Genomic DNA, 22438 nt, shown 5'->3' on the forward strand with positions numbered 1-22438 from the left:
AGCAGAAAGTGAGTCAATGCGAATAATCACGCGCGCCGAAGATCGCCGTGCCGATGCGCACCATCGTCGCGCCTTCGAGCACGGCGGCTTCGAGATCGGCCGACATGCCCATCGAGAGCGTGTCGAGATCGAGGCCGTCGGCGCGCAATGCGTTCATCAGTTCGCGCAGACGCGCGTGCGGCTGGCGTTGCGCGTCGAGCGTGCCGGTGGGTTCGGGAATCGCCATCAGGCCGCGCAGGCGCAGGCCGGGCAGGGCGGCCACCGCATGCGCGAGCGCGACGGCCTCGGTCGGCTCGACACCGCTTTTCGACGCCTCGCCGCTCACGTTGACCTGCACGCAGACGTTGAGCGCGGGCGCGCCTTCTGGACGCTGCGCGGAGAGCCGCTCGGCGATCTTCAGGCGATCGATCGAATGCACCCAGTCGAACTGCTCGGCGACCAGCTTCGTCTTGTTCGATTGCAGCGGCCCGATGAAATGCCATTCGATGTCGCGGCGCAGGTCGGCGAGTTCGGCGATCTTCGCGATGCCTTCCTGCACATAGTTTTCGCCGAACGCGCGCTGGCCGGCATCGAAGGCGGCGCGCACGTCGCTCGCGGGAAAGGTCTTGGAGACCGCGAGCAGCCTGACGGACGACGCATCGCGCGAGGCGTCGTGCGCGGCCTTCGCGATGCGTTGCCGGACTTCTTCGAGATGTTGAGCGATTGACATGCTTCGGACGGCAATGGGAGCGATCCGCCCATTATACGAATCGCTCATCCGTAAATCAGATGCTCCAGTAGCTGGATCCAGTGTGTGACGGGCGTCGACGTGCCGCTTTGCAGATGCGCGATGCAGCCGACATTCGCCGACAGGATCAGCTGCGGCTCCAGCTTCTCCAGCCGGTCGAGCTTCTGATTGCGCAGCGTGTACGAGAGCTTCGGCTGCAGCACCGAGTACGTGCCCGCCGATCCGCAGCAAAGATGGCTATCGGCGGGCAGGCGCACTTCGAGCCCGAGCGCGGTGAGCAGTTGCTCGACGCGCCCGCGGATCTGCTGGCCGTGCTGCAGCGTGCACGGCGGATGAAACGCGACCGTATGCACGCCGCGGCGGCGCGCGAGCGAGACGAGCTCTTCCTCGTACATCGGCAGGATTTCGGCCAGATCGCGCGTCAGATCGACGATGCGCTGCGCTTTTTCCGCATACGCCGGGTCGTTGCGCATGAGGTGCGCGTATTCCTTCACGGTCGCGCCGCACCCCGAGGCGTTCATGACGATCGCATCGACGCCGCTTTCCATGTAGGGCCACCACGCGTCGATGTTGTTGCGCACGTCAACGAGCGCGTCCTCGTTGTAGCCGAGATGCAGGCGGATCGCGCCGCAGCAGCCTGCATCGGGCGCGGTGACGATCTCGATGCCGAGCGCATCGAACACGCGCGCCGTCGCCGTGTTGACGTTGGGCATCATCGCGGGCTGCACGCAGCCGGCGAGCATCAGCATCTTGCGCGCGTGCTTGCCTGTCGGCGCGGCGAGCGGCCGCTCGGGCAGCGGAATCTTCGCGCGCAGCTTGCGCGGGAGGATGCCTCGAAACTGCTGGCCGAGCTTCATCGCGGGCGTGAAGAGCGTGCTGTTCGGCAGAAAGCTCGCGAGAAAGCGGCGCTGCAGGCGCTGGCGCATCGGCCGCTCGACTTTCTCCTCGATGACCTTGCGCCCGATCTCGACGAGCTTGCCGTATTGCACGCCCGAGGGGCACGTCGTTTCGCAATTGCGGCAGGTGAGGCAGCGGTCCAGATGCAGCTGCGTGCTGCGCGTGACGGGCGCGCCCTCGAACATCTGCTTCATCAGATAGATGCGCCCGCGCGGCCCGTCGAGCTCGTCGCCGAGCAACTGATACGTCGGGCAGGTCGCCGTGCAGAAGCCGCAGTGCACGCACTTGCGCAGGATGGCGTCGGCTTCGTCGCCATCGGCCGTGCCGCGGATGAATTCGGCGAGATTGGTTTGCATCGTTTCGCTTTTGCCGTTGGACGCCCGGACCTTCGCTCAGAAATCGGGATAAAGCCGCGCGCGATTGAAGATGCGCGCCGGATCGAAGGCTGCCTTCAGCCCGCGATGAATCTTCATCAGCGGCGCGGGCAGTGGCGTAAACACGCCCGCATTGCGGTCGTAGGCGGAGCCCGCGCGGAAGATCGTCGCGTGGCCGCCCGCCTGCTTCGCGCTGATGCGCACGGTTTGCGGATCGGTGTCGGTGATCCACCAGCGCTGGCCGCCGCCCCATTCCATCAACTGCGCGCCCGGCAGATGCAGCGGCTCCGCGATCGAAGGCAACGCGAGCCGCCACAGCGCCGAGCGCGGCTCGATCACCGCGAAGAACGGATCCGTCTGCTCGCGCAGGCCGATCCAGAAACGGTCGGCTTCCACGGCGTCGACCACCTCGCCGCCGAGCGTGGTGCGCGCGGTCTTCACGGCGGCTTCCGCACCCGCGAGACGCAGGGCCAGCGTGCCGTCGCGCCAGGCGCTGCCGGTGATCGGCAGCGGATGGCCGCCCCATTCGTTGAGCTTGCGCACGCCGTCGGTGGCGTGCATGTCGAACTTGAGCGTGGCTTCGGCCACGGGCCGCGGCAGCACCTTGATCGACAGCTCGAGGATCAGCCCGAGCGTGCCGAGCGAGCCGGCGAGCAGCCGCGAGACGTCGTATCCCGCGACGTTCTTCACCACCTGCCCGCCGAAGTGCAGCACTTGCCCGCGCCCGTTCATGACGACGGCGCCCAGCACGAAATCGCGCGGCGCGCCGGTCCAGGCGCGCCGCGGCCCGGCAAGGCCCGCGGCGATGCAGCCGCCCAGCGTGGCGTTGCGGCCGAAGTGGGGCGGCTCGAACGGCAGCATCTGGCTGTGTTCTCTCAGCGCTGCTTCGATTTCGGCAAGCGGCGTTCCGCTTCGCGCGGTGATGACGAGCTCCGCCGGATCGTAGGCGATGATGCCGCGATACGCGCGCGTGTCGAGGATCTCTCCCTGGAGCGTCTGGCCATACCAGTCCTTCGTGCCGCCGCCTCGAATGCGGAGCAGCGTGCCGGTTTCGGTGGCCCGGGCGATCCTCTCCGACCAGCCGGCGACGATGTCGTCCTGTTCCATGGGTGTTCCGCTCGTTCGTCGATGTCGGTATTCGACTTGTCTAGTCGGCTTCTACGGCTGTCCGGTCGATTGTACCGGCCGCATAACGCCGTCGCACTCGGAGAAACATGGATAGCGGAACGCGCGCCGCGCTTCGTGAGGCTCTAGAAGCGCGGCAGCTCGGGGTGCGGCAGGAGGCCGCCTCGCACATGCATCTTGCCGTATTCGGCGCAGCGCGCGCGCGTCGGGATGCCCTTGTCGGGGTTGAGCAAGCCCGGCGGATCGAACGCGCGCTTCACCGCGAAGAACGCGTCGCGCTCCTCCGGCGAGAATTGCACGCACATCGAATTGATTTTTTCGATGCCCACGCCATGCTCGCCCGTCACCGTGCCGCCCAGCTCGACGCAGGTCTCGAGGATGTCGCAGCCGAACGCCTCGGCGCGATGCCATTCGTCGAGATCGTTGCCGTTGAAGAGAATCAGCGGATGCATATTGCCGTCGCCGGCATGGAACACATTGATGCAGCGCAGCGCGTACTTCTTCTCCATCTCCTCGATGCGCGCGAGCAGCGGCCCGATCGAGCGGCGCGGCACGGTGCCGTCCATGCAGTAATAGTCCGGCGAGATGCGGCCCGCCGCCGGAAATGCGTTCTTGCGGCCGGACCAGAACTTCAGGCGTTCCGTTTCCGAACGCGAAATCTGGATGCGCGACGCGCCGTGCTCGCGCAGCACGGCCGTCATGCGGACGATTTCCTCGGCGACTTCGTCGTGCGTGCCGTCGGACTCGCAGAGCAGGATCGCGGCAGCGTCGAGATCGTAGCCCGCGTTGACGAACTGCTCGACGGCGCGCGTCGCGGGTTTGTCCATCATTTCGAGGCCGGCCGGGATGATGCCCGCCGCGATGATCGCCGCGACCGCGTTGCCGCCCTTCACGACATCGTCGAAGCTCGCCATGATGACCTGCGCCGTCTGCGGCTTCGGAATCAGCTTGACCGTGATCTCCGTGACGATCGCGAACATGCCTTCGCTGCCGATCAGCACCGCGAGCAGGTCGAGGCCCGGCGCGTCCGGCCCGAGCGAGCCGAACTCGACGACATCGCCCTCCATCGTCACCGCGCGCACGCGCAGCACGTTGTGCACCGTGAGGCCGTATTTCAGGCAATGCACGCCGCCGGAGTTCTCGGACACGTTACCGCCGATCGTGCAGGCAATCTGCGACGACGGATCGGGCGCGTAGTACAGGCCGTAGGGCGCGGCGGCCTCCGAAATCGCGAGATTGCGCACGCCGGGCTGCACGGTGGCGGTACGGGCGTACGGATCGACTTCGATGATCTTGCGAAAGCGCGCGAGCGACAGCACGATGCCGTGCCGAATCGGCATTGCGCCGCCGGAAAGCCCCGTGCCCGCGCCGCGCGGGACGATCGGAACGCCAAGACGCGAGCAGATCTGCACGACGCGCTGCACCTGCGCCTCCGTTTCCGGCAGCGCGACCGCGAGCGGCAGACGCCGGTACGCGGCGAGACCGTCGCATTCGTAGGCGGCGGTGTCTTCCTCGCGATAGAGCAGGCAGTGCGTCGGCAGCACGGCCATCAGCGCCTGCACGACCTCGCGCTGACGCGCGGCGAGCTGCTCTTCGGTCAGATCGGCAGCGGCCTCGTGCGGCATGTTGGGCGACATCTGCTCGGACTTGAGCTCGTCGGGTGCGTTCATGTCTCCTCCCGGCGCCTGTGATGCCTGGCGGCGCTCATTTTGATTCGCCTATCTTGCGCGACTTCCTCAGCCTTCGAAAGCGAAGATTTTCCCCGGGTTCATCATGTTCTTCGGATCGAGCGCCTGTTTGATCGAGCGCATCACGGCAATGGCGTCCTCACCGTGCTCGTCGATCAGGAAGCCCATCTTGTGCAAACCGATGCCGTGCTCGCCCGTGCAGGTGCCGCCCATCTCCAGCGCGCGCCCGACGATGCGCCGGTTGATGCGCTCGGCTTCCTCCAGTTCTTCCGGCTTGCCGGGGTCGAGCAGCATCGCGACGTGGAAGTTGCCGTCGCCCACGTGGCCGACAATCGGGCTCGGCAAGTACGAGCCCCGCAAGTCCTTTTCCGTTTCCTCGACGCATTCGGCAAGACGCGAGATCGGCACGCAGACGTCGGTCGTGACGGCGCGGCAGCCGGGCTTCAGCTGCAGCATCGCGAAGTAGGCGCTGTGGCGGGCGTTCCAGAGGCGGTTGCGGTCTTCGGGGCGCGTCGCCCATTCGAAATCCTCGCCCTTGTTCTGCGCGACGATTTCCTGCACGGTCCGGGCCTGCTCCTGCACGCCGGATTCGGTGCCGTGGAATTCGAAGAACAGCATCGGCGATTCGCGCAGCGTCAGGTTCGAGTGGCGATTGATCGCGCGCACGGCGAGCTTGTCGACGAATTCGACGCGCGCGATCGGCACGCCCATCTGGATGGTTTCGATGACGGCGCGCACGGCGTCGCCCATCGACGGGAACGCGCACACGGCGGCCGAGATCGCTTCGGGCTGCGGATAGAGGCGCACGGTGATTTCGGTGATGACACCGAGCGTGCCTTCCGAGCCGACGAACAGGCGCGTCAGGTCATATCCCGCGGAGGATTTGCGCGCGCGCGTGCCGGTCCTGATGACGCGGCCATCGGCGAGGACGACGGTGAGCGCGAGCACGTTCTCGCGCATCGAGCCGTAGCGCACGGCGTTCGTGCCGGAGGCGCGCGTCGCCGACATGCCGCCGATGCTCGCGTCCGCGCCCGGGTCGATCGGGAAGAAGAGCCCGGTGTCTCTCAAGGCTTCGTTCAGTTGCTTGCGCGAGATGCCGGGCTGGACGGTGACGGTCAGGTCTTCGGCGTTGATCGAGACGATCTGGTTCATCCCGGACAGGTCGATCGAGACGCCGCCTTGCACCGCGAGCAGATGGCCTTCGAGCGACGAGCCGTTGCCGTAGGGGATGATCGGGACGTCGTGCTCGGCGCATAGCCTGACGATGGCCTGCACTTCCTCGGTGCTGCGCGCGAAGACGACGGCGTCTGGGAGTTGCGGGTCGAACGGCGATTCGTCGCGGCCGTGATGTTCGCGCACGGCCTGCGCAGTCGTGGCGCGCTCGCCGAATCGGGCCTTCAGCGCGTCGAGCAGCGCGGCGGGGAAGGGGCGGCGCAATGCGCTCTGTTCTGCGGGGTGGTTCACGAGCGTGTCTCCGGGCGGTACGGCTGTGTTTCTTGTCTGGGTGCTGAGCGGGCAGCGCGTGTGCCTCGGTGTTTCGCGGCTGGTCCGAGCGTTGCGGGTTTCGCGTGATGCCTGATACCGGCTCCGTTCTGCGACTGGCGCGAAAACCGTACGGTGTTCATCTCATTTTACGCCCTCGGGACGACGCCCGGCCGACCGGGCTGTCGGGCTCGAAAGCGTGCCTATAATGGGTCGGCTTTTGATCGATTTATCAGCGATGCAGGGAGTGATGATGGGCAACCGCCTGAGCAAGATCGCCACGCGCACCGGCGATGATGGGACCACGGGCCTCGGAGATGGCAGCCGTGTCTCGAAGGACGATGCGCGGATCGCCGCCATCGGGGATGTGGATGAGCTGAATTCGACGATCGGAGTGCTGCTCTGCGAGCCGATGCCGTCGGACGTGCGAGCGGCGCTGACGCAGATCCAGAACGATCTGTTCGATCTCGGCGGCGAGTTGTCGATTCCCGGGCATTCGATGATTCAGGAGCCGCGTCTGGCGCAGCTCGATGCTTGGCTCGCGGAGTACAACGGGACGTTGCCGCCCTTGAAGGAGTTCATTTTGCCGGGCGGGTCGAGGGCGGCGGCGGTGGCTCACGTCGCGCGGACGGTGTGCCGCAGGGCGGAGCGGGCGATCGTGGCGGTGGGCCGCAGGGATGCTGCCGGAGTGAATGAGGCGCCGCGGAAGTATGTGAATCGGTTGTCGGATTTGCTGTTTGTCTGGGCGCGAGTACTTAATAGGGTCGACGGCGGCACGGATATTCTGTGGAATCGCGAGCGAAACGTGCCTGATCAATGATTCGCTCCGGTCAGCGGAACCTGTCCGCGATTTCGTTTCCGGCGGCCGGTTGTCGACCGTCCTTTTTCGAACACGCGGAATGTTCGATCGACACTGCCGGCGGGACCGGCAGTGTCATCAGGAACGGCACGTACGGTGGTGCGCGTCAGTTCCCGCCGCCGCGGACCACTCGCCGCTGCTTGACCGCCTCAGCGAGCCCTTCCAGCACCTTCACACTCTCGTCCCAACCGATGCAGGCATCCGTAACGCTTTGCCCGTATGCGAGTTCGCATCCTTCCTTCAAATCCTGCCGCCCGGCGACGAGATGCGATTCCACCATCACGCCGACGATCCGCTCATCGCCTGAAGCGAGTTGTCGGCCGATGTCCTCGCAAACCGGAATCTGGTTCTCATGCTTCTTCGAGCTATTGGCATGACTCGCGTCGATCATCAGGCGCGCAGCCAGACCCGCTTTGCCGATATCGCTGCACGCGGCATTGACGCTATCCGCATCGTAATTGGGGGTCTTTCCGCCGCGCAGGATGATGTGACAATCCTCATTGCCTGCGGTGGAAACGATCGCCGAATGCCCGCCCTTGGTGACTGACAGGAAATGGTGCGGCTGCGATGCCGCCTTGATCGCATCGACGGCGATCTTCACATTGCCATCGGTGCCGTTCTTGAACCCGACAGGACAGGACAAGCCCGAAGCCAACTCGCGGTGCACTTGCGATTCCGTCGTCCGCGCCCCGATCGCCCCCCAGGAAATGAGGTCAGCGATGTACTGCGGACTGATCATATCGAGGTACTCGGTACCCGCGGGCAGCCCAAGCTCATTGATATGCATGAGCAACTCCCGCGCAGCCCGCAAGCCGTCATTGATCTTGAAGCTGTTATCCATGTACGGGTCGTTGATGAGTCCCTTCCAGCCGACCGTGGTGCGCGGCTTCTCGAAGTACACCCGCATCACGATCTCCAGTTCCCCCGCAAACCGCTTGCGCTGCTCGATCAGGCGCCCCGCGTACTCGATCGCCGCCTTCGGATCATGAATCGAGCAGGGCCCGATGATGACGATCAACCGGTCATCCATCCCGTGAAGAATGCGATGCATCGACTGCCGCGCATTGAAGATGATCTCCGACACCGGCTCGGCGCAAGGAAACTCGCGGATCAGATGCGCGGGCGGGGTCAGCTCTTTCAATTCGCGGATACGTACGTCATCGGTATTGTGCGGGGGCATTTCGGTTCTCCAACGGCTGCGTGCTGATCAGATCCAGCGAAAGGCGAAAAAAAACCGCCAGACTCGCTGGCGGTTTTTCGGGAATTCGGTTTGCTCAACCTACGACTCACCCCTCTCGATCCGCCAGCGGCTTGAGATGCCAAAAGAAATAAAAATAAAACTTGGCGGACATGATGGATCGAACGGAGGTCGAAAAAAGTTGTGACTGCTTTTATAACCGCAAACATGCGGCGCTGACAAGCCTGCAACACCAAAAACGCGGACAATCCGCATCGCAGAACGCGAGCGCGCCAGATTCGCGCTCAGGCGATGCGGATTTCCCGCACGATCATCAAAAGGTCAAACCGTCCCGCCCACCGTCATCCGTTCGATGCGCAGCGTCGGCTGTCCGACGCCCACGGGCACGCTCTGGCCTTCCTTGCCGCACACGCCGACACCGCTATCCAGCGACATATCGTTGCCGATCATCGTCACGTACTTGAGCGATTCGGGCCCGCTGCCGATCAGCGTCGCGCCCTTCACCGGATACGTGATCTTGCCGTTTTCGATCATGTACGCCTCGGACGCCGAGAACACGAACTTGCCGTTGGTGATATCGACCTGACCGCCGCCGAAGTTCACCGCATAGAGACCGTTCTTCACCGACGCGAGAATCTCCTGCGGGTCCTTGTCGCCGTTGAGCATGTAGGTGTTGGTCATGCGCGGCATCGGCAGCGCGGCGTACGATTCGCGGCGCGCGTTGCCCGTCACCGGCATCTTCATCAGGCGCGCGTTGAGCGAGTCCTGGATGTAGCCCTTGAGGATGCCATCCTCGATCAGCGTCGTGCACTGCGTCGGGTTGCCTTCGTCGTCGATGTTGAGCGAGCCGCGGCGATTCGGCAGCGTGCCGTCATCGACCACGGTGACGCCCTTCGCCGCGACCTGCTCGCCGATGCGTCCCGCGAACGCAGACGATCCCTTGCGGTTGAAGTCGCCTTCGAGCCCGTGTCCGACCGCCTCGTGCAGCAGCACGCCCGGCCAGCCCGGCCCGAGCACGACGGTCATGGCGCCCGCCGGAGCGGGGCGCGCCTCGAGGTTCACGAGCGCCGCGTGCACGGCGTCATCGGCGTACTTGCTCAACACCGCATCGGTGAAATAGCCGTAGTCGAAGCGCCCGCCGCCGCCGCCCGTGCCGATCTCGCGCCGGCCGTTCTGCTCGGCGATCACCGTCACCGACACGCGCACCAGCGGGCGCACGTCGGCGGCGAGCGCGCCGTCGCTGCGCGCGACCAGCACGACATCGTATTCGCCGGCCAGGCCCGCCATCACCTGCGTGATGCGCGGGTCCTTGCTGCGCGCCATCTGCTCGACGCGCTCCAGCAGCTTGACCTTCGCGTTGGCATCGAGCGAATGGAGCGGATCGGCGGGCAGATACAGATCGCGGCCCGACACGCCCGTCAGCGAGCTCGCCGGTTTGATCCTGTGCTTGCCGCCGCCCGCTTTGGCGATCGCGCGCGTCGCGATCGCGGCCTGGCGGATGGATTCGGGCGACAGGTCATCCGAGTAGGCGAACGCCGTGCGCTCGCCGGACACGGCGCGCACGCCCACGCCCTGATCGATGCTGAAGCTGCCCGATTTGACGATGCCTTCCTCGAGGCTCCACGCTTCGCTGCGCGTGGACTGGAAGTAGAGGTCGGCGTAATCGACGCGATGCTCGAAGATGTCCGCGAGCGTGCGGGTGATCAGCCCTTCGTCGAGGCCGTACGGCGTGAGCAAGACGTCCTTCGCCGTGACCAGGTTGCGAATGCCGGGTTCGATGATATTCATGCGGTGCCTGTTGCGATTTCGGTGATATTTCAGACGAATTGCAGACTATTCTACGGTCTGATTCAGTCAGGTCATGTGCGGGGAGGAACCCGCATCTTCAAGTCGAGTCTTCAAGTGGCGCCGCGCGTTTCACCCGATTACGCGATGCCGGTACGCCGGCAAACTTTGTCGCACGGCGGCGATGCGTTCGGGATCGATGCCGCCCGCCACCACGCCCATGCCTTCGTCCAGCACGGCGACGACTTCGCCCCACGGATCGACCAGCATGCTGTGGCCCCACGTGCGGCGACCGTTCTCATGCTTGCCGCCTTGCGCCGCGGCGAGCACGTAGCACTGATTCTCGACGGCGCGCGCCTTGAGCAGCGTTTCCCAGTGCGCGTTGCCGGTCGTGTAGGTGAACGCGGATGGAACGACCATCAGCGCGCAATCACCGAGTTTCCGATACAGCTCCGGAAAGCGCAGGTCGTAACAAACCGACAAGCCGACGCGTCCGAACGGCGCCTGGAACGTCCGCACTTCGCTTCCCGGGCAGATGGTCCGGGCTTCGTCGAACGATTCCTCGCCCTTTTCGAAATTGAACAGATGAATCTTGTCATAGCGCGCGACCTGCTTTCCGGCCGGATCGAAGACGAGCGTCGTGTTCAACACGCGATCCGGTTCGGGCGACTGCAGCGGCAGCGTCCCGCCGATGATCCACACGCGGTGCTCACGCGCCGCATCGGCAAGAAACTGCTGAATGGGGCCGGAGCCGGGCGTTTCGCGGATCGCGAGCTTGTCGGTGTCCTTGAAGCCCATGTAGCAGAAATATTCCGGCAGCAGCACCAGTTGCGCGCCGCCGCGCGCGGCCTCGGCGACGAGGCGCCCGGCGTCGGCCAGATTGCGGTCGCGGTCCGGCGTGCTGACCATCTGCAGCGCGGCGACCTGAAACGGCTTGCCGGACGGACCGGCCGCGTTTTCGCTCGATGTTTCGCTCATGTCTCAGTGCGCAGATTAGGAAAATGGGGACGAAAAAGCGTCGCCGGCGCGCGACGCGAACGACCGTTTCTCACTGGGCAGCGGACGGCACGGCGGCGGCCGGTGCTTCGATCTTACCCTGATCGCCCTTGAGGCGCTGGACGACGGGTTTGGTCCACGAACCGGTGATCGAATAGTCGAGCGCGAACGCCTTCTGGATCGACGCCGACAGCGCGAGGTCCGCGGCGAGCGCGCCGAGACCGAGCAGCGGATTGATCACTGCCGCGCCCAGCGCGACCGCGCCCGCGCCGACCGTCGGAATCACCTTCACGTGCAGGTTCTGCGTCTGCTTCGGCAGATCGACCATGCCCTGCATCTGCACGCGCGCGGGCGAGGTGACCATGAGGAAGTCGTCCGTGCGGCTGATGCCGTCGACGATGCGCGCATTGCCCGTGATCTTCTCGAACGGCAAACCCTTGCCGACCACATCGTCGAAATGCAGCGTCAGCAGGTTCGCGAGACTGCGCAGGCTGAAGATGCCGAGCCACTTCGCCGCGCCCGGCGCGCGCAGGATCTGCCCGTGATGCAGGTCGACGGCGACGTTGCCGTCGAGCGTTTTCGGATCGAGCGTGGTCGGGCCGCCGTTCCAGCCCGCGTGGCCCGAGACCGTGCCGCTGCCGCTGTTGATCACGTGCGGCGCGCCGAAGCGGTCGATCAACTGGCCGCCGTTCTTCACGTCGAGCTTGAAATCGAGCGACGTGCGGCGCGGGATGCCGTCGTCGGTGTCGTAGGGCATCGGGTCCGGCTGCGCGGCCTCGACCACGCCGCCCGGCAGCGTGCGCCACGTCGCGTTCGCGGTGAGCGTCGCGTCGGGGTTGGCGAGCTCGAGCTTGTCGAGTGTCCAGATCGGCCCGTCGGCGATCACTTCGTTATGGGCATCGACTTCGAGCCGCCCGAGGCTGTGACCGCGGAACACGAGCTCGTTCACGATGAGATCGATCGTCGGCATGTTGCGCGGTGGCTTCCGGATGACCTTGCCGACGAGATCGTTTTCCGTCTTCTCCGGAATCACCACTTTGGCGAAGCGCGCCTGCAAGGTGCCGGGGCTTTCCTTCGTCGCGCCCGGCGTCCACGCGAGGTAGCCCGACACCTGGTTCGACGCGACATTCGCCTGCCATTTGCGATCCCCGTCTTGTCTGTCCTGGCTCGCGCCGATCACGACGTTCTCCCAGCGCCTGTCGAGCAGCTTGAGCGTCGTGAAGTGGACGGCGGCGCGCGTCGGGATGAACTGCCTGACGTTCTCGCTCATCGGCGGGCGCGGCGCGTTGGCGGCCGCGGCCGACTCCGGCGTCGCCATGGTGGCCGCGTTGATGTCGGCGAAGGTCTTGCGCCATGCGTCCGCATCGAGCTCGTCCAGGTCGACGGCCGCGCTCACGCCTTCGGCCGGCAAGTCCGCGGGCTTGTTCACGCCGATCGCGCCGCGCACGACCTTCAGGCGCGCGCGCATGTTCATCGGCTCGGCGGCGTTCTGCGGATCGATCTTCACCTGCGCCTTGCCGATCTGCTGCAGCACGTAATGCGCTTGCACCGGGCCGAAGCCGAGCTGCGCGTCGTGCAGATCGGAAGGGCCGTCCGGCGCGGGCTGGAACGTGAAGGAAAACGGCATCGGCGTGCCTTGCGCCTTGCCGAACGGCGCGGGCAGATCGATGGCGAGCCCCGTCAGATCCGAGCTCGCCCGCACGTTCGGCAGCGCGTTCTTCACGCCGCGCACGTGCAATTCATAGGGCGCGGCGCCTTTGATGCGCTTCATGAACTGCACGACCTGCGGACTCATGCGCGTGTTCAGCCGCTCGGCCACATCCGCGCCGATGCGCCCGTTCACGTCGATCGCATAGCTACCGTCGGGCTGCACGCCGCCCTTCGCGCGCACGTCGCCGCCGAGCAATTGCGCGGTGAGGCCGTCGAGCGTGACGGTCTTCGCGCCGAAGTCCGCACGGCCGCGCAGATGTGTGAGCGGCGGCAGATTGCCATACGCGATTTCGTTGTCGGCGAAGGTGAGCGAGCCCTTGTACTCGGTCTTGATCGGCGGCTGCGGCGCGGGCGGACGGTAGCGCGGAATGCCGAGCGTGAGCGCGAGCACGGCGTCGCCTTTCGCGTCGATCCTGCGCGTCGCATGCTTCGCCATCAGGCCGAGCGAGCTGTCGTCGACATACTGCAGCATGTCGGCGAGCGGGCCGCGCGCGCGGCCGTCGATCCACAGCTTCGTCTCGCGGTTGCCCGTATCGTCGATGTGCCCGATCACCTTCGAGACACGCACGTCGCGGTAATGCCCGCGGTCGATGTCGAAGCCGAGCTTGTTCTGCGCGAGCGTGAACGTGCCGTCGATGCCCTCGAACGCCGGCCAGAAGTTCGGCAGGCCGTTCGCCATCTTGCGCGGCGGGAACGGCGTCGGATCGAACTTGCCGCCCGTGAAGGGCGCGTTGATGCGGAACACGCCCGCGTCCGGAAACTTCGCGTAGGGGAAGCGGGTGAGATCGCCGTGCACTTCGATCGTCCCGTTCCTCGCGGTGCCCGCCTGCAGCGCATGACCGAGATAGACGCGCACGCGCTCGTTCAGGCTCGTCGGCAGATAGCGCACGAGACGCGTCACCTTCAGGTGCGCGACCTTCGCCTTGAGGTCGAGATTGCCGCGGCCGTGGCCCTGGTTCCAGTAATCGGCGGTGACTTCGCCTTCGGCGTCCGCGTTCTTCACGCGCAGCGTTTCGAGGTGGATCGTGAAGGCGCGGCGCAATTCGCCGGGCGCCACGGCATCGGCGACGCTCCAGCGCGCATTGCCCCGCAGCGAATCGAAGGTGAGGCGCGGGTCGTCGAATGCGCCGGGAATGATGACGGCCGCGTTCTTCGTGTCGATGGTGATCCTGCCTTCCTTCTCGTTGGCGTCGACCGCGCCCCACAGATTTTCGATGCCCGGAATACCCGCTCGCGGATGGTTGTTGATCGTGAGTCCGGGCGGCGGCTCCTGCGCCTGCACGCTGATGCCTTCGAGGTCGCCCTTGAATGCGTAATGCAGCAGCGGCGCATCGCCTTTCTTGCGTTGCTGCAGCGCTTCCTCTTCGGTTTTCGGCGCGGTGCGCTCGGTGTAGATCGTATAGTTCGAGACCTGCCCGCGCGGATTGAAGCGCACCAGTTCGTTGAGGACCTTGGCCGGCACCGGCAGCGCGCGCACGAACTCCGCGAGGATGCCTAGGTCGACGGTATCGCCCGTGAGCCGCAGCAATTGCCCCTTGCCGACGCTCGGCAGCCGATACGTGGCCGTGAGCGAGCGCGACACGAGCAGCCGCGCGACCGGCGTGCCGTCGTCGAGCGGCAACTGGCCGAGTTCGGCGTGCAGGTTCTTGAGATCGAGCGTGTACTCGGAGTCTTTCTTGTCGATGGTCCAGCCGAAGCGCGCGGTCGGCAGATCGAGCCGCGGCTGCGTCGCGCGCACGCGCAATCCGATGTTGGCGCCGATCAGCTCGCCGGTCGCATTCTGTAGCTGCCCGCCCGCGAAATTCAGCCAGATCTGGTTGTTGATGAGGCCGCTGAACATCTGGAACGGCATCTTCACGTAGCGCGCGAGCGTCGGCAGATCGACCGGGCCGGTGGAGACGTAGAGGCGGCCGGTCCAGTTCGCGGGCGCGCCCATCGCGGAAAACGGCTGATGACGGAAGTCCGCGCGCACGTCGAGCGGGCCGCGCAGCACTTCGCCGTCGGCCGGCGCCTGGAGCGTGAGGCGATGCCGCGTGCCATCGTTGACGATCGCGAGGTGCAGCCGCTTGAACGCTATCTCGGGTGCGGTGCGCTGGGCGTCGCGCCAGCGCAGCGTGCCGCCGCGCAGAAGAATGCGGTCCTGGCCGAGCAGCCAGGTCGTGAAGGCGTTCGAGCCGGTGCGATGCGCGGGAATCGGCACGCCCGCGACCGTGAGCGCGCCGTCGGCGTTGCGCGCGATGATCACGTCCGGACCCTCGACGGTCAGGTCCGCGAGCTTGGGCCTCAGGTGCACCAGCGATCCCCAGGCGATGCTTGCGCTCGCGTGCGGAACGGCGAGTCCGGGCGAGCCGTCGGCGGCGTCGATGCGCAGGTTGTCGATGTCGAGCGTCGGCGTGAGGCCCGACCATCGCGCCGAGATTCTGCCGATGTGAAGCTGGGCGTGAATCTTCGACGAGACGAGCTGCTCGATGCGCGGCCTGAACGAATCGACCTCCGGGAGCACGACGTAACGCAGGCCGAGATAGACGCACGCCACCGCGAAATACGCCACGGCGGCGATGACGAGAACGATTTTGAAGACGCGCGAAAGTACGCGCTCGGCGTTGCCGCTGGGCTTGGCTTGTCCAACTTCGGTCGGGTCGACGGATCGTCTGCTGTCGGACATGCTGCGGCTGTCGGGCGATATGGTAGTTTTGCGTGTTTGACGCTGAAATGTAACACGGGCGCCGCGGGGACGGCCGCTGCCCGCGCACTCCGGGAAGCCCGCAAAGCCGTGTCCGGCAAGACTTGGCAGGCGCGCGGCCGGCTCCGGCATTCGCTGCTCCATGGTGCGGACCGGCCATCGTCAGCGACGCGATTTTCCAGAAGCAATGAGCGAACCCATCCTTTCATGACCGACGCCCCTCTTCTCAGTTCCGACTATTCCAACTATGCGGCGCGCGCGTATGCGGCGCGTCCCGAACTGGCGTCGCAAGTCGCGCAATGGGCGAAGTCGCCCGTGACCCGCGAATGGATCGAGGCACGGCTCGACACGCACTGCGTGCCCTGCGCCGAGAACGGCGTGCTCAACGAAGCCGCGCTCAAGACCGCGCTGCGCCGCCTGCGAACGGACGTGTTCTGCACGGTGATGGAGCGCGATCTCGCGGGCGCGGCGGATGTTGCCGAAGTCACCGGCGCGATGACCGATCTCGCCGAAGTCGTCGTGCAGCGGGCGCTGGCGGTGCTCTCGGCGGATCTCGAAGTGCTGTTCGGCGAGCCGCGCGGGCCGAATGGCGAGCGGCTGACGCTCGGCGTCGTCGGCATGGGCAAGCTCGGCGGGCGCGAGCTGAACGCGTCGTCGGACATCGACCTGATCTTCGTCTATGAAGAAGACGGCGAGACCTCGGGCGGCACGCGCTCGCCGCTCACGACGCAGGAATTCTTCACACGGCTCGGCAAGCGGCTGATCGGCGCGCTCGCGGAGATCACGCAGGACGGCTATGTGTTTCGCGTCGACATGCGTCTGCGCCCCAACGGCGATTCCGGTCCGCTCGTATGCAGTCTCGGCATGCTCGAGGAATATTTCTACGTCCAGGGCCGCGAGTGGGAGCGCTACGCGTGGATCAAGGGGAGGCTCGTATCGGAGACGCAGAGCGATTCGGCGCGGCGCCTCGCCAGGCAGCTCGAGGCGATCGCGACGCCGTTCATCTACCGGCGCTATCTCGACTACGGCGTGATCGCGGCGATCCGCTCGCTGCATCAGCAGATTCGTCATGAAGCGCGGCGGCGCGCGTCGATGCGCCCCGACAAGGCCGACGACATCAAGCTCGGTCGCGGCGGCATCCGCGAGATCGAGTTCAGCGCACAGGTATTCCAGCTGATTCGCGGCGGACAGGCGGCGGATTTCCGCATTCGCCCGACGCTCGCGGTGCTCCGGCGCGCGGCCGCGCACGGCTTGCTCGCGCCGGCCGTGTGCGAATCGCTGTCCGATGCGTATCTGTTCCTGCGCACGGTCGAGCATCGGCTGCAATATCGCAACGATGCGCAGACGCACGCGATGCCCGTCGCCGACGACGAGCGCGCGCTGCTCGCGAAGTCGCTCGGTTTCGCCGACTACGCCGCGCTGATGGAGACGCTCGACGCGCATCGCGAACTGGTCGAGCAGCAGTTCGATGCGATCTTCGCCGACAAGGTGAGCGGGCAGGGCGGCTGCGGCGTCGCGGAGGATTCGGCGGCGTCGTGGATCTGGAGCAGCGCGCTCGCGGACGACTCCGCGCAGGAAGAACTCGCCGCGCGTCTTTCGGCACTCGGCTTCGCGGACCCGGCGCCGGTGCTCGCGCGGCTCACGGGCGTCTGGAATTCGGCGCGCTATGCCGGCTTGCCGTCGCGGAGCCGGGAACGTTTCGACATCGTCGCGCAGCGTGCGCTCGAAGCCGTGCAGTCGATCGACGCCGCGCGTCGCGGCGACACCATCGTGCGCGTGTTCGATCTGCTCGAAGCCATCGGCAAGCGCGGCGCGTATCTCGCGTTGCTGACGGAATACCCGGCGGCGCTCGAGCGCGTATTGTCCGTGCTGTCGGGTTCGCGCTGGGCGGCGGGCTATCTGATCCGCCATCCGCAATTGCTCGACGAGCTGCTCGACGACGAAGCCATCGCGAGCCCGTTCGACTGGTCCGAATTCAAGCGTTCGCTGCTCGCGCGTCTCAAGGCCGCCGAGGACGCCGAACATCAGATGGATCTGCTGCGCCACGCGCATCAGGCCGAAGTCTTCCGCATTCTGCTGATCGATCTCGCCGGGCATCTGAGCGTCGAACACGTGAGCGACCGTCTCTCCGAACTCGCCGACGCGGTGCTCGACGTGACGGTGCAAACCGTCTGGGAGCAGTTCCCGAAGCGGCATCGCGAGACGCCGCGCTTCTCGGTCATCGCGTATGGGAAGCTGGGCGGCAAGGAACTGGGCTACGCGTCGGATCTCGATCTCATCTTCCTCTACGACGATCCGCACGAATCCGCCTCCGACATCTACGCGATGTTCACGCGCCGTCTCATCACGTGGCTCACGGCGGCGACGGGCGCGGGCACGCTCTTCGATGTCGATCTGCGTCTGCGGCCCAACGGCGAGTCGGGCCTGCTCGTGACGGACCTCGATTCCTTCCGCCGCTATCAGATCCGCGAGGGCGACGCGGCGAATACGGCGTGGGTCTGGGAGCATCAGGCGCTTTCGCGCGCTCGCTACAGCGCGGGCGATACCGAAATCGGCGCGCAGTTCGAGGCGATCCGCGCGGACGTGCTCGTCATGGAGCGCGACGCGGGCGCGCTCGCTCGCGAGATCGTCGCGATGCGCGAGCGTGTCGCCGCGGGGCATCCGAATCGCAGCGAACTGTTCGACCTGAAGCACGATCGCGGCGGCATGGTCGATATCGAGTTCATCGTGCAGTACTGGGTGCTGCTGCACGCCCGCGAGCATCACGAGTTCCTGCGCAACGCGGGCAATATCTCGCTGCTGAAGATCGCCGCGCAAAGCGGATTGATCGCCGAAGCGGAAGCGGATGCGATCGGCGCGGCGTACCGGCATTACCGCAAGCTGCAGCACACGCTCAGGCTCGACGGCATGGAGAAGGCGCGCGTCGATCCGGCCGAGGTTCAGTCCGAGCGCGACGCGGTGACGGCGTTATGGGATCAGGTGTTTGCCGGGGCGGCCTGAGCGGACGCTCAAGCCGCCAGCATTTCCTTCGCGTGCTTGCGCGTGGTCGCGGTGATTTCCAGTCCCCCCAGCATGCGCGCCACTTCCTCGATGCGCGTCGACTTGTCGAGCGGCGTCACCGTGCTGACGGTGCCGCCCGCGTCGTCGGAGGACTTCGCGACCTGGAAGTGCTGATCGCCGCGCGCGGCCACTTGCGGCAGGTGCGTGACGCACAGCACCTGACGGTCGCGCCCGAGCTGATGCAGCAGCCGCCCGACCACTTCCGCGACGCCGCCGCCGATGCCGGTGTCCACTTCGTCGAAGATGAGCGTGGGCGTCGGGCTCGCGGTGCTCGCGATCACGGCGAGCGCGAGGCTGATGCGCGCGAGCTCGCCGCCCGATGCGACTTTCGCGAGCGGCCTGAGCGCGACGCCGGCATGGCCCGCGACGCGGAATTCGATCTGCTCCAGCCCGTTCGCGCCGCCTTCTGCGAGCGGCACGAGCGCGACTTCGAAGCTGCCGCCCGCCATCGACAATTCCTGCATGCCTTCGGTAACCGCCTTCGACAGGCTTTTCGCTGCCTTGGCGCGCGCCTTCGACAGCACTTTCGCCTGTTCGAGGTACGCGCTCCTTGCTTTTTCGGCGGCGGCGCTGAGCGCGTCGAGGTCGGCGGCGGCGTCGAGTTCGGCCAGCTGACGGCGGCGCGCCTGGTGCTCCTCGGGCAACGTCTCCGGCTGAAGGCGGAACTTGCGCGCGGTCGAGTGCAACTGATCCATGCGCTTTTCGACCTGGGCGAGCCGGTCGGGATCGAGTTCCAGCCGCTGCGCATAGTGCGACAGCGAATACGACGCCTCCTGCAACTGGATCTCGGCCGGTTCGAGCGAGGCGAGCACGTCGTTCAAGGCCGGATCGATGTCGGCGAGGCCGCGCAGCTTCGAGATGATCGCGCCGAGCTGCGAGATCATCGCCTCATCGGATTCGGAGAGCGCGCCGAGCGCGCCCTGCACGCCGTCGATGAGACTCGCCGAATGCGACAGCCGATGATGCTCCGCGCTCACTTCCTCCCATTCGCCGGGCTGCGGCGCGAGCTTGTCGAACTCGCTCAATTGCCACGCGAGGCGCTCGCGTTCCAGCTGCAGCTCGCGGTCGCGGCTCCGGGCGGTCTCGACGGCCTGCTGCGCGTCGCGCCACGCGCGCCACGCGCGATTGACCGTGCCGGCCGTGTCGAGCAATTGCGCGTGGGTATCGAAGAGTTCGCGCTGCGCGTCCGGGCGCATCAGCAACTGGTGCGCGTGCTGGCCGTGAATATCGACGAGCATTTCGCCCACTTCGCGCAGTTGCGCGAGCGTCGCGGGCGTGCCGTTGATGAACGCGCGCGAGCGGCCGCCCGAATCGATCACCCGGCGCAGCATGACCGTCTCGGCTTCCGGTTCGCCGAGGGCATGCTCCTCGAGCCAGCGCACGACGAGCGGATGCGTCGAGAATTCGGCGGTGATGTCCGCGCGCGCCTGAGCCGCGCGCACGACGCTCGCGTCGCCCCGCGCGCCGAGCGTGAGCGCGAGGGCATCGATGAGAATGGATTTGCCCGCGCCGGTTTCACCCGAAAAGACCGTGAAGCCTGAGTCGAACTCGATATCGAGCGCGGCGACGATGACGAAGTCTCGAATGGAGAGGTGTCGGAGCATGGATGCTTCGGGAAGGATCGGGCAAATATGGGCGGGCAGATCAGAGCGTCGACGAGTCCTGCGACGGATGCTCGTTCCAGTGCAGCTTCTTGCGCAGCGTGGCGTAGCTGCTGTAGCCGACCGGATGCAGCACCGGCACCGTGTGCTTCGAGCGCCGCACTTCGATGGCATCGTTCAGCTCGACGGCGGTGAACGACTGCATGTCGAAGTTCACGTTCACGTCCCGGCCGCCGATGATCTGAATGGTCACCTTCGAATCGTCGGGCAGCACGATCGGACGGTTCGACAGCGAATGCGGCGCGATCGGCACGAGCACGAAGCCCTGCAGTTGCGGATGCAGGATCGGGCCCGCCGAAGACAGCGCGTAGGCGGTCGAGCCCGTCGGCGTCGCGACGATGAGGCCGTCCGAACGCTGGTTGTACATGAAGTGGCCGTCCACCGACACGCGCAGCTCCGCCATGCCGGAGAAGCCGCTGCGGTTCACCACGACGTCGTTGAACGCGAGCGCGTGATAGATCGGCTTGTCGTTGCGCACGATGCGCGCTTCGAGCAGGCTGCGCTCCTCGCGCTCGAACTGGCCGGCGAGCATCTGCGGCACGAGCTCGCGCATTGCCTTGAGCGGGATGTCGGTGATGAAGCCGAGCCGCCCGTGATTCACGCCGATGAGCGGCGTCTTGTACGGCGCGAGCTGCCGGCCGATGCCGAGCATCGTCCCGTCGCCGCCGAGCACGATCGCGACGTCCGCGCGCGCGCCCATCTCGGCGATGGAGAGCGCCGGGAATTCCGTCACACCGACGTCCTTCGCCGTGCTCGCCTCGAACACGACCTCGAAGCCTTGCTGCGCGAGGAGATCGGCGAGCGATCTCAGCGGCGCCTCGATGCCGGGCGTGTTCGTGCGCCCCACGAGGGCGACCGTCTTGAATTGACCAATTTCCATGCCGGCATTACACCATAGTCAGAGGGCGAAAAGAACCGTGGGCGACCACGGCCGGACGCGCCGCACGCAGGCCGCGCCGGGGTGCGCGAGCGCGCCCGCTGTTTCTCGCTAGAATGGAGCGGACGTTGAACGCAGCGCACGCGGCGCGGCTCGCCGCTACCCGACTCGTTGAGCTAAAATTTGCCCATGCTAGACCCACGTGCACAAACCCTCCTCAAAACGTTGATCGAGCGCTACATCGCCGAAGGTCAGCCGGTCGGTTCGCGCACGTTATCACGTCATTCCGGCCTCGAACTGAGCCCCGCGACGATCCGCAACGTCATGTCGGATCTCGAGGAGCTCGGTCTCGTCGCAAGCCCGCATACCTCTGCGGGCCGCATTCCCACGCCGCGCGGCTACCGGCTCTTCGTCGACACGATGCTGACTGTAGAGCCTCCGGAAGATGAAGCGATGACCACCGCGGTCAAGACCCGCCTGCAGGGCGAGGAGCCGCAGAAGATCGTCGCCGCGGCGGCGAGCGTGCTGTCCAGTCTCTCGTCGTTCGCGGGCGTCGTGCTGACGCCGCGCCGCAGCCACATGTTCAGGCAGATCGAGTTCATGCGGCTGTCGGACAAGCGCATCCTGCTTATCATCGTCACGCCCGAAGGCGACGTGCAGAACCGCATGATGGCGACGCAGCGCGACTACACGCCCTCGCAGCTCACCGAAGCCTCCAATTACATCAACGCGCATTTCGCAGGCCTCTCTTTCGACGAGGTGCGCCGGCGCCTGCGCGAGGAAATCGACCAGCTGCGCGGCGACATGACCGCGCTCATGCAGGCGGCCGTGGTCGCGAGCACCGTCGAGACGGACCCCATCGACACCGTGCTGATTTCCGGCGAGCGCAACCTGCTCGAAGTGGCGGACCTTTCCTCCGACATGGCGCGGCTGCGCAAGCTGTTCGACCTGTTCGACCAAAAGACGAGCCTCCTGCAGTTGCTGGATGTATCGAGTCACGCGCAAGGCGTGCAGATCTTCATCGGCGGCGAGTCGAATCTCGTGCCGATCGAGGAAATGAGCGTCGTGACGGCGCCGTACGAGGTCAACGGGAAGATCGTCGGCACACTCGGCGTGATCGGCCCGACGCGCATGGCGTACAACCGCGTGATTCCGATCGTGGACATCACCGCGCGTCTGCTCTCGATGTCGCTCAGCCATCAGTAACGCTGCATTCGCGCCTATCTTGACGGGGCGCGCCGGGCGGCGCCACTCGGCCATTCGGCCAATGATGCGCTTCTGAACGCACCGCTATAATGGTCTTCACCATTTCGATG

The 22438-nt window shown here is 66.0% G+C and carries 14 protein-coding genes; 3 read left to right on the forward strand and 11 right to left on the reverse strand.

From position 1 onward, the window contains the following. Window positions 1-13 precede the first annotated feature (13 nt). From AWB83_RS16955 to AWB83_RS16975, 5 genes are all read right to left on the reverse strand, one after another. The gene (locus AWB83_RS16955) at window positions 14-709 is read right to left on the reverse strand and encodes a YggS family pyridoxal phosphate-dependent enzyme (protein WP_087046745.1); all 696 of its coding nucleotides are present in this window, start codon (window positions 707-709) and stop codon (window positions 14-16) included. A 44-nt stretch (window positions 710-753) separates the two neighbouring features. Then, window positions 754-1980 carry a glycolate oxidase subunit GlcF gene (gene glcF, locus AWB83_RS16960; protein ID WP_087046747.1) on the reverse strand — a complete coding sequence of 409 codons (1227 nt, stop codon included), beginning with the start codon at window positions 1978-1980 and terminating at the stop codon, window positions 754-756. A gap of 36 nt (window positions 1981-2016) precedes the next feature. After that, complete coding sequence (gene glcE, locus AWB83_RS16965; protein WP_087046748.1) at window positions 2017-3105, reverse strand: glycolate oxidase subunit GlcE; 1089 nt, start codon at window positions 3103-3105, stop codon at window positions 2017-2019. Between the two features lie 143 nt (window positions 3106-3248). Continuing rightward, the gene (locus AWB83_RS16970; protein WP_087046898.1) at window positions 3249-4748 is read right to left on the reverse strand and encodes an FAD-linked oxidase C-terminal domain-containing protein; all 1500 of its coding nucleotides are present in this window, start codon (window positions 4746-4748) and stop codon (window positions 3249-3251) included. A 111-nt stretch (window positions 4749-4859) separates the two neighbouring features. Further along, window positions 4860-6275, reverse strand: a complete 1416-nt coding sequence (locus tag AWB83_RS16975) for an FAD-binding oxidoreductase (RefSeq protein ID WP_087046750.1) — start codon at window positions 6273-6275, stop codon at window positions 4860-4862. Between the two features lie 271 nt (window positions 6276-6546). On the opposite strand from AWB83_RS16975, the gene AWB83_RS16980 reads away from it, so the two are divergent. Then, window positions 6547-7113, forward strand: a complete 567-nt coding sequence (locus AWB83_RS16980) for a cob(I)yrinic acid a,c-diamide adenosyltransferase (RefSeq protein WP_087046899.1) — start codon at window positions 6547-6549, stop codon at window positions 7111-7113. A gap of 145 nt (window positions 7114-7258) precedes the next feature. On the opposite strand, the gene aroG is transcribed toward AWB83_RS16980, so the two are convergent. The 4 genes from aroG to AWB83_RS17000 all read right to left on the reverse strand — a co-directional run bounded on the left by aroG (window position 7259) and on the right by AWB83_RS17000 (window position 15506). Then, window positions 7259-8332 carry a 3-deoxy-7-phosphoheptulonate synthase AroG gene (gene aroG, locus AWB83_RS16985; protein WP_087046751.1) on the reverse strand — a complete coding sequence of 358 codons (1074 nt, stop codon included), beginning with the start codon at window positions 8330-8332 and terminating at the stop codon, window positions 7259-7261. A 339-nt stretch (window positions 8333-8671) separates the two neighbouring features. After that, window positions 8672-10138: a metalloprotease TldD gene (gene tldD / locus AWB83_RS16990; RefSeq protein ID WP_087046752.1), complete on the reverse strand. Its 1467-nt coding sequence runs from the start codon at window positions 10136-10138 to the stop codon at window positions 8672-8674. 129 nt (window positions 10139-10267) lie between these two features. Next, complete coding sequence (locus tag AWB83_RS16995; protein ID WP_087046753.1) at window positions 10268-11113, reverse strand: carbon-nitrogen hydrolase family protein; 846 nt, start codon at window positions 11111-11113, stop codon at window positions 10268-10270. Between the two features lie 70 nt (window positions 11114-11183). Continuing rightward, a complete protein-coding gene (locus tag AWB83_RS17000; protein ID WP_087046754.1) occupies window positions 11184-15506 on the reverse strand; it encodes a YhdP family phospholipid transporter in 4323 nt (1440 codons plus the stop codon). A 225-nt stretch (window positions 15507-15731) separates the two neighbouring features. On the opposite strand from AWB83_RS17000, the gene glnE reads away from it, so the two are divergent. Then, a complete protein-coding gene (gene glnE, locus AWB83_RS17005) occupies window positions 15732-18524 on the forward strand; it encodes a bifunctional [glutamate--ammonia ligase]-adenylyl-L-tyrosine phosphorylase/[glutamate--ammonia-ligase] adenylyltransferase (RefSeq protein ID WP_087046755.1) in 2793 nt (930 codons plus the stop codon). 8 nt (window positions 18525-18532) lie between these two features. Here the strand turns inward: glnE and recN are convergent, their stop codons facing one another. Further along, complete coding sequence (gene recN, locus AWB83_RS17010; protein ID WP_087046757.1) at window positions 18533-20188, reverse strand: DNA repair protein RecN; 1656 nt, start codon at window positions 20186-20188, stop codon at window positions 18533-18535. A 40-nt stretch (window positions 20189-20228) separates the two neighbouring features. Beyond that, the gene (locus tag AWB83_RS17015; protein WP_087046759.1) at window positions 20229-21125 is read right to left on the reverse strand and encodes an NAD kinase; all 897 of its coding nucleotides are present in this window, start codon (window positions 21123-21125) and stop codon (window positions 20229-20231) included. A gap of 186 nt (window positions 21126-21311) precedes the next feature. Between AWB83_RS17015 and hrcA the strand changes: the two genes are divergently transcribed. After that, the gene (hrcA, locus tag AWB83_RS17020; protein WP_087046760.1) at window positions 21312-22328 is read left to right on the forward strand and encodes a heat-inducible transcriptional repressor HrcA; all 1017 of its coding nucleotides are present in this window, start codon (window positions 21312-21314) and stop codon (window positions 22326-22328) included. Window positions 22329-22438: the final 110 nt, after the last annotated feature.

Source organism: Caballeronia ptereochthonis (assembly GCF_001545075.1).
In the GTDB taxonomy this organism is placed as follows: domain Bacteria; phylum Pseudomonadota; class Gammaproteobacteria; order Burkholderiales; family Burkholderiaceae; genus Caballeronia; species Caballeronia ptereochthonis.

Excerpts from the sequence above, each read along its gene's own strand:
- AWB83_RS16955 (WP_087046745.1), bottom strand. The coding sequence starts at position 709 with ATGTCAATCGCTCAACATCTCGAAGAAGTCCGGCAACGCATCGCGAAG.
- glcF (WP_087046747.1), bottom strand. The coding sequence starts at position 1,980 with ATGCAAACCAATCTCGCCGAATTCATCCGCGGCACGGCCGATGGCGAC.
- glcE (WP_087046748.1), bottom strand. The coding sequence starts at position 3,105 with ATGGAACAGGACGACATCGTCGCCGGCTGGTCGGAGAGGATCGCCCGG.
- AWB83_RS16970 (WP_087046898.1), bottom strand. The coding sequence starts at position 4,748 with ATGCCGCACGAGGCCGCTGCCGATCTGACCGAAGAGCAGCTCGCCGCG.
- AWB83_RS16980 (WP_087046899.1), top strand. The coding sequence starts at position 6,547 with ATGGGCAACCGCCTGAGCAAGATCGCCACGCGCACCGGCGATGATGGG.
- aroG (WP_087046751.1), bottom strand. The coding sequence starts at position 8,332 with ATGCCCCCGCACAATACCGATGACGTACGTATCCGCGAATTGAAAGAG.
- tldD (WP_087046752.1), bottom strand. The coding sequence starts at position 10,138 with ATGAATATCATCGAACCCGGCATTCGCAACCTGGTCACGGCGAAGGAC.
- AWB83_RS16995 (WP_087046753.1), bottom strand. The coding sequence starts at position 11,113 with ATGAGCGAAACATCGAGCGAAAACGCGGCCGGTCCGTCCGGCAAGCCG.
- AWB83_RS17000 (WP_087046754.1), bottom strand. The coding sequence starts at position 15,506 with ATGTCCGACAGCAGACGATCCGTCGACCCGACCGAAGTTGGACAAGCC.
- glnE (WP_087046755.1), top strand. The coding sequence starts at position 15,732 with ATGACCGACGCCCCTCTTCTCAGTTCCGACTATTCCAACTATGCGGCG.
- recN (WP_087046757.1), bottom strand. The coding sequence starts at position 20,188 with ATGCTCCGACACCTCTCCATTCGAGACTTCGTCATCGTCGCCGCGCTC.
- AWB83_RS17015 (WP_087046759.1), bottom strand. The coding sequence starts at position 21,125 with ATGGAAATTGGTCAATTCAAGACGGTCGCCCTCGTGGGGCGCACGAAC.
- hrcA (WP_087046760.1), top strand. The coding sequence starts at position 21,312 with ATGCTAGACCCACGTGCACAAACCCTCCTCAAAACGTTGATCGAGCGC.